Source organism: Elusimicrobiota bacterium (genome assembly GCA_016182905.1).
Lineage (GTDB): Bacteria > Elusimicrobiota > Elusimicrobia > UBA1565 > UBA9628 > GWA2-66-18.
Window position 1 is genome coordinate 173,748 of sequence record JACPFR010000009.1, and the last position, 13,413, is coordinate 187,160.

Here is a 13,413-nt window from a genome sequence, read left to right on the forward strand (position 1 = left end):
GGGTTCCTCATACGGGACGCGATGAGCGGGCTCCGCCGAAGGCAGCCTCGAGGGCGTCGGCGAACTCCTTCGGGGTGCGGTAGCGCTGGTCGGGATCGGCCTGGAAGGCCTTCAGGAAGACCTCGTCGATCGACGCGGGCAGGCCGGCGATGGCGCGCGAGGGCAGGATGTAGCTCATGTTGATCTTGTTCATCAGCATGCCCGCGGCGACGCCGATGAAGGGCAGCTTGCCGGTCAGCATCTCGTAGGAGCAGATCGCCAGCGCGTACACGTCGGACTCCTTGCGCACCACGCCCTGCTCCTGCTCCGGCGCCATGTACGGCGGCGTGCCGACGACGGTGTTCGTCATCGAGTAGCGCGTCAGCGCGTCCTTGGCCATGCGCGCGATGCCGAAGTCCATCACCTTGTTCGAGGGCTTCATGTCGCGGTGGATCACGCCGTGCGCGTGCGCGTAGGTCAGCGCCTCGCCCATCGCGGAGGTCGCCCGCACCGCGTCCGCGCGGTTGAGCCGGCCCTGCGACTGCACGAGGTCGTGGATGGTCTTGCCGTCGACGTACTCGAACACGAGGTAGACGTCGTCGCCCTCCTCGGCGATCGCGTATATGTCCACGATGTTCGGGTGGCGCAGGGAGGCCACGGTCTTCGCCTCGATGACGAACCGCTCGCGCTCGCGCGGGTTGACGCGCAGCTCGTCGCGCATCTTCTTGATCGCCACGCGCCGGCCGAGCGAACGGTCGGTCCCTTCGTAGACCATGCCCATGCCGCCCGCGCCGATCTGGCGGACGATCTCGTACTGGCCGCGGATCACGCCCGACGCCTCCGCCGGGGACGCCGAGGCGGGAGTCGAGTCCTCCTCGAGCGCGTGGACGGACGGCCCGCGGCGGGTGGCCTTCGTGAACGCCGACACGACCGAGTCCTTGAGCGGGGCCAGCACGGTCGACAGCAGCCCCAGCGCCAGCAGCAGGCCGCCGAGGATCCCCGCGCCGACCACGACGCCGAAGCTCTTGCCCCGCGCGGGCCCCGCGGGGACGGCCGCGGCCGGGTCCTCCCCCGGAAACATGAACAGGATGTCGGCGTTCGAGGGGAGCTGGAGCTCGGACGCCTGCGCCGCGGCCCCCTTGAAGGCGGGGTCGAGGGCGGCGGCCTGGTCGATGTCGGCGAGCATCGCCTGCTTGTCGCCGAGGCCGCCGTAGGAGTAGGCGCGGTTGGCGTAGGAGTACGCGTTGCGCGAGTCGGCCTCGATGGCGTGGGTCGAGGTCTCGAGGCCGTCGCGGTAGCGCTTCGCGTGGTTCTGCGCGTAGGCCTTGTTGTTGAGCAAGACGGCGTTGCGCGGCTCCAGCGCGAGGCCCGCGCTCGCCGAGGCGATCGCGCGGGGATAATCGCGCAGGCGCGAGTAGACGTAGGACATGAGGTTGTGGGCCGCGGAGTTGGCCGGGTTCAACTCGAGCGCGCGCTGGGCCAAAGCGAGCGCCGCCTGCAGGTCGCCCATGTTCAAGGCGCGGCGCGCCTCGTCGAGCTTCTGGTTCGAGGACAGGACCGCGGGGCTGGTCATGCCCGCGATCTCGCGCGGCCGCCCCGTGTCGAAGCCGCCCGCCGCGAAGCCCGCGGGGGCCCGGTTCGCGTACGCGCCGCCGGCCGCGCCCGAGCCGCCGGGGCCCGAGGCCACGCCGGGAGAGGTGCGGCCCTCGGCGGACTTCAAGATCCCCAGCGCGTTCTTGTCGCCCGGATTCAGCTCGAGCGCCTTCTTCGCGTCCTGGTAGGCGCCGTTGAAGTCCTTGTCGTCGAGGCGCAGGCCGCCGCGCAGGGCGAACGACTCCGCGTTGCCGCCCGCCTTGATCGCGTTGTCCAGGGCGCTCAGGCCGGCGGCCTTGTCTCCCTTCGACAGCGATTCGCGCGCGCTCCAGACCCAGTTCGAGGGGCTCTTGGGGTCGGTCCGCAGCATCTGATCGATCATCGGGCGCGTCGGCAGCCCGCCTCCGGGGAAGCCGCCGCCCGCGTTCGGGTTCGTGCCCGGCGTGTTCGGCTGGCCGGGCTTCGTCGTCGGGACGTTCGAAGCCGCCTTGACGCCCTCGTCGTAAGCCTTGTGCACGACCTCCATCACGTCGGCCGGCAGCTCGTCATGGAAACGGCCGACGCGCGCGCTGATCCGGTCGATCTCGGCCTGGCGCTGCGCGGGCTCGATGCCGGGCACCTCCGCCCAATACGCCAGGCCGATCTGGCTGTTCAGCAAGCCCATCGCCCGCATGTACGTGCCCTGATCGATCCCGTTCTCTCCCTGCTTCTGGGTCCACGTCTCGAGATCGCGCGCCGCGCTCCGGATGAGGACCTCGTACTTGCCGTTCATCGTGGTCCCGTACTGGCTCTGCCACATCTGCTGGCGCGCATGAAGCCGGTTCAGCGCATCCTCGGGCGTGAGCATCACGGCGGCGTTGAAGTCGCCGCCGTCGCCGCCCACGAGCGCATCGCCGCCGCCCGCGGTAAGGCCTTGCGCGAACCCCGTCGCGGCCGTCCCGCCCTGTGCGCCCTGAACAGCCTGGGTCTGGACGGAGCCGCCGAAGCCGGCAACCACTTTCTTCCCGGTGCCTATCGCCGCCTGCACGGGCGTCTCCGAAGCGGTGCCCGTGCCGGTACCGGTGGCATCGACGCCAGTCGGCTTGCAGTTCGGGATCGGCACGCACTGGACTTTGTTGTTGGCGTGATCGTGGTACGGCTGCTCGCAAACGCCGCATTCGGCACGCGCGCCGGGGCAAAGTGACGCCACCCAGAAAAGGGCAGCCAATAGAGAAAGCGGAGGGATTCGCATACCGTCAGTGTAAGGGGGCCTCCGAATCCTGTCAAGGCGAAGCGCCCGGTTTTACCGAGCTTTAAACGGGTCGAGATTACCTCGTAAAACGCGTTAAATCACACGCGTGAGGCGATGACCGCGTCCAGGGCGGCGACGAGCTCCGTCGGCGTATGGTAGCGCTTGTCCGGATCGGGGGTCAGCGCCTTGGCGAGGACCGCGTCCATCCCTTCCGGGAGGGCCGGATTGCGCTGGCTCGGCGGGATGTGCTTGCCGTTGAGCTTGTTGAGCAGCATGGCCGCCCCCCCGCCCGTGAAGGGCAGGTGGCCGGTCAGCATCTCGTACAGGCAGACCCCGAGGGCGTACACGTCCGACTCCCGGCGCACGGTGCCCTGCTGCTGCTCGGGCGCCATGTAGGGCGGGGTGCCGACGACGGTGTTGGTCATCGACATCTTCGTGATCGCGTCCTTGGCCTGGCGCGCGACGCCGAAGTCCATGACCTTGACGCGCCCGTCGTCGGTGATCATGATATTCGACGGCTTGAGGTCGCGGTGCACGATTTGGGCGGCGTGCGCGTGCTCGACGGCCTCGGCCACGTGGTGCAGTACGCCGCGGGCCGCCTCGAGGCTCATCGGGCCCTCGCTCTTGAGCTGGTCGCCGAGCGTGCGTCCCGAGACGAACTCGAACACGAGGTAGACCTCGGCCCCCTCCTCGACGATCGCGTAGATGTCCACGATGTTCGGATGGCGCAGCTGGGCGACGAGCTTGGCCTCGTTGACGAAGCGGCGGCGCTCGTGCGGGTCGATGCGGATCTCGTCGCGCATCTTCTTGACCGCGACGCGCCGCTCGAGGGAGCGGTCCAGCGCCTCGTAGACGACCCCCATGCCGCCGAGGCCGATCTCCTTTACGAGCTCGTACTGGAGCCAGAAGGCCGCGCCCGGGTTGACCCCGGCGGGAGCGGCCTCGGCCGCCTCCTCGCTGCCCACCGCCTCCGAGGGCGCGAGCACCCGGCGGATCGTCATGTGGACCTTCTCGCGCCAGCTCGCCGACACGACGTGGAGGATCCCGAGGGCGATGAGGATGCCGCCCATGCCGGAGAGCATGGCCAGGCGCGCGAAGCGCTTGCCGGTCCGGGGCGGAGGCGGGGGCGCGGCGGCCGCCGCGGCCGTGTACTGGTCGTCGAACAGCAGGCTCATGTCCTGGTCCTCGGGCAGCTGCAGGGCGCGCTCGAGCAGATTCTGAAAGCGCGGGTCGAGCGCGGCCGAGCGGCGCAGCGCGTCCAGGGCGCCGGCGCGGTCCTTCATCCCCGCGAGCGCCATGGCCTTGTTCTGGTAGGCGTAGGGGTTCGACGGATCGCGCGCCAAGGTGTCCTCGGCGTCCTTGAGCGCCTCCTGGAAGAGCCCCTGCTTGGCGAACGCCCACGAGCGGGTCTGGAGCACGGCCGCGTTGCCCGGGGCCAAGGCCAGCGCCGCGCTCGCGTCGGTCACGGCGTCGTTGTAGCGGTGCAGCCGGTTCGAGGCGATCGCGCGGAAGTTGAGGGCCTTGACGTTGTCCGCGTAGATCCCGATCGCCTGGCTGGCGAGCTGATGGGCGGTGGGGTAGTCCTTCACGCGCAGCGCGGCCTCCGCGTCCTTCGTGATCGCGACGGAGCGCTGCGCCGCGCCGGGGCCGGCCGCCGCCGCCTGCGCGCGCGCCGCCGCGGCGACCTGCTCGGGCGTCCGGGACGGGGCGTTGTAGCCGCCGGCGGCGACCCCGCCGGATGCGGGCGGAGGCAGGCCAGCGGCGGCATCCGGAAGGCCCGCGGCCCCCGCGCCACCCTGAAAAATGGATGAAGGAAGGTTCACCGTCGGAGCCCGGCCGGTCGCAAAGGCATACAGCCCCAGGGCTTCCTTGTTGCCTGGATCCCGCGCCAAAAGCTGCTTGGCGGCCATCGAAGCGAGTCGGTAGTCGCCGAGCTCGTTGGCCGAGTGGCCGTAGCCGAGCCAGGCCTTCTCGTTCGCCGGATCGAGCTTGATCGCATTTTCGTAGTCGCCGAGAGCGGTGCCGTAATCCTTCCGCTGATAGGAGTACTGTCCCAGTTCCACGTGAACTTCCGGCCGGTTGGGCGAATGTGCCGCCACGGCGCGATAATAGCGTTCCGGCGCGGTCGGGACCGCCCTCGCCGGGACGTCGCCGTTGACCGGCGCTGGGGTGACTTTCGGATCCGGCTTCACCATGCCGTTCTTTTCCGCGAGGCGAAGCAAAGCGGTGCTGGCGAGGTCGAAGGTCGCCGGCGGGATACGCGGCTGCTGACCCTTTTGCGCCTCGAGGGCCGCGGCGAGCCTGACGGGATCGGACAGGATGTCGGGATAGCCGGGGATGTTAGGGCCGACCATGCCGATCGCATCCTGCTCTTCCACGGTCAGCTCGGGCTTGTCGGGGTCCTCCGCGTTGACGCCGGTCGACACGAAGCAGTGCATCGCCAGCAGTGCGGCGGCGAGGACGGAGGCCCGGGCACTCATGTCGCCAGTGTAATCGCCCCCCCTTGATTTGTCAAGGTGGCGGGGGTATACTGCGAGCGTGTTGGAGGTATCGAACATGAAGCCCCTCGCCCTTGCCGCCTTCGCCGTCATATTCTTCGCCGTCGGCGCGTCCGCCATGACCCCGGAGACCGCACAATTCCTGCGCTCGATCGGCGTCAACCCGGAGTCGGCCGACATCGTCGCCCTCGACGCGGAAGGTCCCATCACGACCAGCTACACGGGGGACCTCGAGGAGTTCAGCCTCGATATCCTGGCTTCTCAAAAGAAGAAGAACGGCATCGCCGCGTTCATCGCGACGCGCACCTTCATCCGCAAGCTCAAGGCGGACTTCAACAGCGTCAGCATCCCCAAGACGAACTACGACGCGCTCTACCTCAGCAGCGAAGAGAGGCAACTGGCCGGCCGCAAGTTCGTTTCAGGCATGACGGCGAAGAAAGGCTAGGACAGCAGCCGCGCCGCGAGCCGGGCCGACTCGATGGCGGCCGCGGGGTCCGTGCGACCCGCGGCCGCCGCCTCGTAGGCGGTGCCGTGGGCGGGAGAGGTCCGCACGAACGGGATCCCGACGGTCCAGTTGACGCCCGCCAGCCCCCCCAGCGCCTTGAGCGGGATCAGCGCCTGATCGTGGTACAGGCAGACGAGCCCGTCGTAGGCCCCTTCGACGTGCAGGCGCCACGCCGAGTCGGCGGGCAGCGGACCGTCGATATCGAGGCGAGCGGCGAGCGGGGCGAGCAGCTCCTGCTCCTCGGTCCCGATCAGGCCGTGCTCCCCCGCGTGAGGATTGAGGGCGCAGAGGGCGATGCGGGGCTTCCTTTTCCCGAGCTGACGCAGGGCCTCCCCGAGGGTCTCGGCGCACGCGGCGATCGCGCGCGCGTTCAGCGCCCGCGGCACTCCCTTCAGGGCGATATGACGGGTAGCGATCGCGCACCATAGCCCGCGCGAGGGCACGCCGAGGACCATCTGCGCGTCGGGCTTGCCCGCGAAGTCGGCGAGGCGCTCGGTGTGGTCCCGCCACGGGTAGCCGGCCTGGGACCAGGAGGTCTTCGAGATCGGGGCGGTGACGACGCCTCCCGCGAGCCCCCGGGCGACGAGCCGGAGCGCCTCCTCGAAGGACGCGGCCGAGATCCTGCCGCCGGCCGGGGTCGGACGGCCCGCGCGAGGGGCGGGCAGGCCGAGGGAGGTGTCGCGGATGGGGCCGTCGGACGGGCGCCAGCCGGCCCGGCGCCAGACGGAGGCCTCGCCGACGAGGACCGGCGTCACCCCGGCCGGGAGGGCCCCGGCGCGCAGAGAGGCCAAGGCGCCCCGGGGACCGACGCCCGCGGGATCGCCGCAGGTGAAGGCGATGGTCTTAGAGGGTCGCGGGAAGATTGCGCTCAATCGTGGCCTTGTCGCGCAGGCCCTTCACGAAGTCCTCGACCTTCTTCTGGAAGGAAGCGCCGCCGAGGAAGTTCGCGAGCTCGTCCTTGAACTTCTCGTACTCGGGCTTCTCCGCCGCGCGCTTCTCGGTGACGCGGATGACGTTGTAGCCCGACTCGGTGTAGATCGGGCCGCTCGTGTCTCCCACGCCGAGGACGAAGGCCGCCTTCTCGAGCTCGGGCGGGGCCACGCCGCGCAGGACGTAGCCGAGGTCTCCGCCGCGCGCCGCGCTCTCGGGGTCCTCGGAATCCTCCTTGGCCACCGTGGCGAAGTCCTCGCCGGCGTCGAGCCGCTTCTTCACCGCCTCCGCGGTCTTCTGCGCCCTCTTCTTCTCGTTGTCCGAGGCGCCCGGCGACAGGCGGATGAGGACGCGCTGCACGCGCACGCGCTCGGAGCTGAGGGCCTTGACCTGGCCGGCGACCTCGCGCAGGGCCATGCCCTCTTCCTCGCCCATGCCCGCGGGCGCGCCGGTGCTCTTGCTGTCGAGGTAGGTCAGGATCTTGGCGAAGTAGGCCTTGGTCTCCTCCTCGGTGGGCGGGACCATCCGGGCCTTCACGGCCTCGTCGATCGTCTTGCGCGCCAGGATCTGGTGGGACAGGCGCTCGCGGAACTTGCCCCAGTCGAGGCCCTCGCCCTTGAGCTGCTCCTGGAACGCGGCCTCGGCTTCGGCCTCGGAGAGGTTGTTGCCGCGCTCGTCCTTCTTGAAGCGCGCCTTGATCTCGTCGACGGCGTTGTCGATCTCGCGCTCGCGGACCTTGATCTTAAGACGCGCGCCTTCCTGGATCAGGAGCTCGCGGTCGATGAGCTGCTCGAGCGTGCTCTCCTTGAGCTTGCGCAGGTTGGCCGGGTCGGCCATCGCGGCGGGGTTGGTCTTGGTCCAGAATTCCTGGGCGGTGGCGGCTTCCTTCTGGAACTCGGAGAGGAGGATCGGCTTGCCGTTGACGACCGCGACGGTGTCTTCGAGGAGCTTGGCGCCGGCCGACGGGACGAAGGCGCTCAGCAGCAAGGCGAAAGACAGGAAAGTCCTACCTGAACTGTTCATCAACGACCTCCACCGGGAATTTCGTCTGGATCGCCTGCAGGTGCGCGTCGAGCTTCTGCTTCTCGAGCAGGCGCGCCACGCGGGCGCGGCCTTCCTCGAGGGAGACCTTCTTCTCGCCGTCCTTGCGCATGACGTGGTAGCCGAACTTGCTCTTCAGCGGGCCGCCGATCTCGCCGACGCGCATGCGGAAGACGACCTCCTCGAGCTCGGGGATCACCTCGCCGTACAGCGAGGTCGGGAGCTTGCCGCCGTCCGAGGCGGTCGCGGCGTCGAGCGACTCCTCCTTGGCGACCTTCACGAAGTTGGCCCCCCCGCGCAGGCGCTTGGCCACGGCGGCGGCGGCCTCGGGCGTGCCGAGCAGGACGTGGCGCATGTCCACCTCGACGGGATGCTTGATCAGGTAGTCGCGGACGTCGCTCTCGTCCACCTTCAGCTCGCCGCGCTTGCGCAGGTCCTCGATCCACATCGAGGTCAGGAGGTAGTCGCCGCCCTCGCGGACGCGCTCCTCCTCCTCTTTACGCAGCTTCTCGAGCTGGGCGCGGAACTCCGCCGAGCGCGGCACGTCCGACTGCTGGGCGGCGGCGAGCACGAGCTTCTCGCGGATCAGGACGTCCAGGAATTGTCGCCGGCCGCTCGGCGACAAAACGTAGTCCTGGTAGCCCTGGGACACCTCGCCGATCTTGCGCTGGAACTCGCTCTGGGTGATCTTGAGCTTGCCCACGCGCGCGACGACGGGGTCCTTTTCGCCGCGGCAGGCGGCGGCGAAGAAAGCCAGGAGCAGGATAAAACGGGTCCGCTTAGCCACGGACCCATCTTATCATTTAGACGCAAAAGACGTCGCTATTCGCGCGCGCTCTTCTCCGCGGCCGCCAGGCTCTTGCGGGCGCCCTCGAGCCACCTCTCGGTGTTCGCCTCGCCCTCCGCGTCCGGCGGGTTGAGCCGCTTGTACGCGATCAGGGCGGCGGCGTGCCCGAGCACGTTGGTCTGGGCGCCCGCGACGGCCTCCAGGCGCTGAGCCGGCGTCGGGGTGCGGTGGGCGTACGACGCTCGGCTGACGTAGCCGATGAATCTCCGCGGCCTCGGATCGCGCGGGTCCTTGGGGTCGCGCGGGATGCCCTTCGCCAGCGCGGCATCGGCCTCGGCGATCAGCTCGGTCGCCGCGGCGCTCTCGGACGCGAGGGACTTATGGGCCTCCTCGTTCTCCTGGCCGACCGGCGCGACCTCTCCCTTTTTCCACGGGTGGATGTAGTCCACGAGGCCGCTGAGGTTCTTTTCCGTCCAGTTCATGTTCTCCGTCAGTTCCTTGAGCGAGTAGCCGTTCGGGCCTTTCGCGTAGCGGGCGTACAGCATGGGCCTGCCGGTGAGAACGGAGCCGTTTCTGAGCCCGGGATCCTCCGGCTTCGGAGGGGCCTCGGCGGCGGGAGGGGCGTCGGGCTTTTGGCCGCCGGCCGCGTATTTTTTCTTCAGCTCCTTGAGGCTGTCCGAGGCGTCCTTCGTGACCTGAGCTTGAAGGACGCCGGGCAGGGAAACGAGCACGGAGAGAACGGCGAGGGCGAGGGGTTTCATGGGCCTCCGGGAGACGTCGGGAGTATAAGCCCGGAGATATAGTCTGTCAAGGGGGCGCCCCTTGACAGGGCTACGTCTTCAAGAAGGCGCGCACGGCGTCGATCGCGGTCTGCTCGCCGAGCGTCAGGCGCACGGCGTCCCCCTCGAACGAGGGGATGAACGACACGCGCTTGCCGAAGGCCTTGAGCCAGCGCGCGGGCGCGTCGGGATGCGGAGGGGCGTCGGCGCGCCAGCGCAGCTCGACGGCGCCGTCCTTCTCGGAGATCTCGGCCACCTTGGCGCGGCGGGCCTCGGCGCGCAAGGTCAGCATCGCGAAGAGGTTCACGACCGGCTTCGGGGCGGGGCCGGAGAGGCGCTCGAGCTCCTCCAGGATGCCCTTGGCCTCTTCGGGCGTCGCCCGAAGCGCTCTTTTATATATCTTCAGGCGCTCGATCTCGCCGGGCAGGTAGTCCTGCGGGATGTAGGCCGGCAGGCGCAGGTCCACCTCGACCGGCCGGTCGTCCTCCTCGAGCCGCTTGCCGCGCAGCCGCGAGACCTCGCTCTCCAGCAGCTGCGCGTAATAGTCGGCGCCGACGGCGTTCATGAAGCCGTGCTGTTTGGCGCCCAGGAGGTCCCCCGCGCCTCTGATCTCGAGGTCCCGGAGGGCCAATTTGATGCCCGCTCCCAATGCCCCGAACTCCTTCAGCGCGTCCAGGCGCTTGATCGCGTCCTCGGGCAGGTCCTTCATCTCCGCGTCGGGCGGATGGAACAGGTAGCAGAACGCGCGGCTCTTCTCGCGCCCGATGCGGCCGCGCAGCTGGTACAGCTGGGCGAGACCGAAGTCCTGCGCGTCCTCCACTAATAGGGTGTTCACGCTCGGGATGTCGAGGCCGGACTCGATGATGGTCGAGGCGACGAGGACGTCGCTCTTGCGCTGCGCCAGGTCCCACATCGCCTTCTCGATGTCGGGGCCCTTCATCTGGCCGTGGACCATCGCGACGCGCGCCCCGCCGGACAGCGTCTTGATCTGCTCGAGCGTGTCGGCCATGGTGCGCACGCGGTTGTGGACGTAGTACACCTGGCCGCCGCGCGCGAGCTCCTCGGCGATGGCCGTCGAGATCACACGCTCGTCCCAGGGACCGACGCGGGTCACGATCGGCTGGCGGCCGGCCGGGGCGCTCTGGATCAAGGAGATCTGGCGCAGGCCCGTCATGGATTGGTGCAGGGAGCGGGGGATCGGAGTGGCCGACAGGGCCAGGACGTCGACGTTCTCGCGGATCTTCTTGAGCTTCTCCTTGTCGCTGACGCCGAAGCGGTGCTCCTCGTCGATGACGATGAGGCCGATGTCGTGGAAGCGCACGTCCTTCTGGAGCAGGCGCGAGGTGCCGATGACCACGTCCACCTTGCCCGCGGCGAGGTCCTTCAATATCTCCTTCTGCTCGGCCTTGGTCTGGAAGCGCGTCATCATCGCCAGCCGCACCGGGAAGCCGGCCATGCGGCGAGAGAAGGTGCGGAAGTGCTGGTCGGCGAGGACGGTCGTCGGCGCCAGCACCGCGCACTGCTTGAGGCCCATCGCGCACTTGAACGCGGCGCGCATCGCGACCTCGGTCTTGCCGAAGCCGACGTCGCCGACGACGAGGCGGTCCATCGGCCGCGGCGTCATCATGTCCTCGAGGGTCTCCTTGATCGCGCGGGCCTGGTCCTCGGTCGGCTCATAAGGGAAGCCGTCCGCGAACTCCCGCTCCATGATGGACTCTCCCGGGAACTCATAGCCGGGCTTCGCCGCGCGGCGGGCCTGCATGCGCAGCAGCTCCTCGGCGAGGTCGCGGACGCCCTCGGCGACCTGCTTCTTGACCTCTTCCCATGTCCGAGTATCCAAGGAAGACAGCCGCGGGCGCTTGCCCTCGGCGCCGGCGTACTTCTGCACGCGGTCGAACTCGGTCAGCGGGACGAACAGGCGGTCCGAGCCGCGGTACTCGAGCTTGACGCAGTCCTGCGGACCGTGGCCCGGCACCGAGATCGGCTCGAGGCCCTGGTAGCGCGCCACGCCGTAGTCCTGGTGGACGACGAAGTCCCCGTTCTTGAGCTCCCGCCAGCGCGTCGTGCCCGCGCCCTTGGCCGCGAAGCGCTTCCAGCGCCCGACGCCGCGCCAGTCGCGCTCGAAGATCTGGGAGGTCGCGTACACCGCCAGCTCGGACAGGGGGCGCCGGACCCCCTCGCGCAGCGGCCCGATCAGGAACTGGACCGGCACGCCGGGAATCTCCTCGGACAGTATCTCCTGAAGGCGGGCGTCCTCGCCGTGGTTGAGGCTGAACAAGACCACCTTCTGCGCGCGCGCCGCGTCGCGCTTCATCTCCGCCCACGCGTTCTTCGGGTCGCCGCCGAAGGGGCCGACGGCGCGGGCGCCGAAATCCTTCTCGTCGGGGCCGGTCGCGGCGCCGCGCGCGAGACCGAGGCTGGGCGTCCCCTCGGGGACCTCGACCGAGACGCCCTCGCCGATCAGCCACAGCGCCCCTTCCGTCAGCCAGTCCACGACGCGGGCGCCCTCCTGAGGCTCCTCGGCGGGCGTGGCGACCGCCTGGGCGATCACGGCCTGCGGCTCCTGCGAGATCGGATCGAACGGCCGGATCGAGGCCACGCGGTCCTCGTCGTACAGCACGCGGTAGGCGACCGCGGGCTCGAGCGCGTGGAAGTCGAGCACGGCGCCGCGCACGGCGAACTCGCCGGGGCTCTCGACGAACTCGACGCGCTGATAGCCGGCGGCGACGAGGGCGTCGATCGCGCTGTCGCGCGGGCTCAGGTCCCCGGCGCGGAAGCGCACGGTGCGGGCGGAGAAGTCGGAGCGTCCCGGCGCCGGCGCGCCGAGGCCCTCCGGCGTGGCGAGCACGAGGCGCGCGCCGCCGCGCAGGAGCTCGAGCGAGGCCAGGCGCTCGCGCGCGTCGTCGCCGAACACGGCGACGGCCTCGGACTTGCCGCCGAACAGCGGCGCGAGGGCCTTGACCGCGTCGGCGACGTCCTCGACGGCGTCGGCGTCGGGCAGGACGAGGACGAGGGGACCCTTCGGCGCCTCGACGCCGGCCGGCGGCTCGCCTTGAAGGATGAGCCGGGCGAGGTAGGCGCGCGCCCCGGAGCCGGGCGCGCCGACGACCTTCTTCACCGGGCCTTGGCTTGGGCGGCGAGGTCCGTCACGAACGCCTCACGCCGGGCCGGGTCGGAGCACAGCCCCGCCACGCGCTTGCCGGCCTTTTCGCCCTCGTGCGCGTAGAACGCCTCGAGCAGGACGCCGCCGGACTGGAGCCGCGCGTGCGCCGCCACGGGCGAGCCGCAGCCGCCGCCGACGGCGGCGAGGAACGCGCGCTCGTACTCCACGCAGCGCCGCGTCGCCGCGTGGTCGAGCGTGGCCACGATCTGGGCGACGTCTTTGCGGTCCGTCTTCACCTCGAGGGCGAGGGCGCCCTGCGCGGGAGCGGGCAGCATGATCTTGATGTCCATCGCCTCGTGCGGGACGTCCGCGCGGCCGATGCGGCGCAGGCCGGCGAGCGCGATGACCATCGCGTCGTACTCGCCCTCCGACAGCTTGCGCAGGCGCGTGTCCACGTTGCCGCGCAGGGCGAGCAGGCAGACGCCGGGCTTGGCGGCGCTCAGCATCAGCTGCCGCCGCAGCGACGAGGTCGCGATCCGCGTCCCCGCCTTGACCTCGGCCCAGTCCAGGCCGGGACGCGAGACGAAGGCGTCGCGCGGGTCCTCGCGCTCGGGGTAGGCCGAGATCGACAGCCCGGGGGCGAGCACCGCGGGAAGGTCCTTGCAGCTGTGGGTGGCGAAGTCCACGCGCCCGTCGAGCAGGGCCTCCTCCAGCTCCTTGATCCACAGGCCTTTGGCGCCCTGGGGCAGGAGCTTGGCTTTCTCCGGCGACGGCGCGCCGAACAGGTCGCCGCTGGTCTTGATGACGACCGTCTCGACCGTCAGGCCGGGATTGAGCTTCTCCAGCTGCCGCGCCGCGGCGCTCGACTGCGCGAGCGCGAGGGGTGAGCCGCGCGTGCCCATTTTGAGTGTCGTCGCCATAGGCTCATTCTACTTATTTCTAAGTCCCCCCGAATCGGCCCCGTCTC

9 protein-coding genes are annotated in these 13,413 nt (G+C 69.9%); 1 reads left to right on the top strand and 8 read right to left on the bottom strand.

Annotation, left to right across the window (positions count from 1 at the left end; genetic code table 11):
• Positions 1-7: 7 nt before the first annotated feature.
• Together HYV14_03705 and HYV14_03710 are read right to left on the bottom strand one after the other, a co-directional pair.
• Complete coding sequence (locus HYV14_03705; GenBank protein ID MBI2385101.1) at positions 8-2,761, bottom strand: protein kinase; 2,754 nt, start codon at positions 2,759-2,761, stop codon at positions 8-10.
• Between the two features lie 140 nt (positions 2,762-2,901).
• Positions 2,902-5,283, bottom strand: a complete 2,382-nt coding sequence (locus HYV14_03710; protein ID MBI2385102.1) for a protein kinase — start codon at positions 5,281-5,283, stop codon at positions 2,902-2,904.
• 76 nt (positions 5,284-5,359) lie between these two features.
• On the opposite strand from HYV14_03710, the gene HYV14_03715 reads away from it, so the two are divergent.
• Positions 5,360-5,746 (top strand): hypothetical protein, encoded by a 387-nt coding sequence (locus HYV14_03715; protein MBI2385103.1) that lies wholly within the window; start codon positions 5,360-5,362, stop codon positions 5,744-5,746.
• On the opposite strand, the gene HYV14_03720 is transcribed toward HYV14_03715, so the two are convergent.
• The 6 genes from HYV14_03720 to hemC all read right to left on the bottom strand — a co-directional run bounded on the left by HYV14_03720 (position 5,743) and on the right by hemC (position 13,366).
• Entirely contained in the window at positions 5,743-6,678 is a 936-nt protein-coding gene (locus HYV14_03720) for a 4-hydroxythreonine-4-phosphate dehydrogenase PdxA (protein MBI2385104.1), read from the bottom strand. The two genes, HYV14_03715 and HYV14_03720, sit on opposite strands and share 4 nt — an antisense overlap.
• Positions 6,650-7,759: a peptidylprolyl isomerase gene (locus tag HYV14_03725; GenBank protein ID MBI2385105.1), complete on the bottom strand. Its 1,110-nt coding sequence runs from the start codon at positions 7,757-7,759 to the stop codon at positions 6,650-6,652. The genes HYV14_03720 and HYV14_03725 overlap by 29 nt, the downstream gene beginning before the upstream one ends.
• Positions 7,743-8,564, bottom strand: a complete 822-nt coding sequence (locus HYV14_03730) for a peptidylprolyl isomerase (protein MBI2385106.1) — start codon at positions 8,562-8,564, stop codon at positions 7,743-7,745. The genes HYV14_03725 and HYV14_03730 overlap by 17 nt, the downstream gene beginning before the upstream one ends.
• Positions 8,565-8,599: 35 nt before the next feature.
• Entirely contained in the window at positions 8,600-9,325 is a 726-nt protein-coding gene (locus HYV14_03735) for a hypothetical protein (GenBank protein ID MBI2385107.1), read from the bottom strand.
• Positions 9,326-9,395: 70 nt separating this feature from the next.
• Positions 9,396-12,461 carry a DEAD/DEAH box helicase gene (locus tag HYV14_03740; GenBank protein MBI2385108.1) on the bottom strand — a complete coding sequence of 1,022 codons (3,066 nt, stop codon included), beginning with the start codon at positions 12,459-12,461 and terminating at the stop codon, positions 9,396-9,398.
• Positions 12,458-13,366 (bottom strand): hydroxymethylbilane synthase, encoded by a 909-nt coding sequence (hemC, locus tag HYV14_03745; GenBank protein MBI2385109.1) that lies wholly within the window; start codon positions 13,364-13,366, stop codon positions 12,458-12,460. The genes HYV14_03740 and hemC overlap by 4 nt, the downstream gene beginning before the upstream one ends.
• Positions 13,367-13,413: the final 47 nt, after the last annotated feature.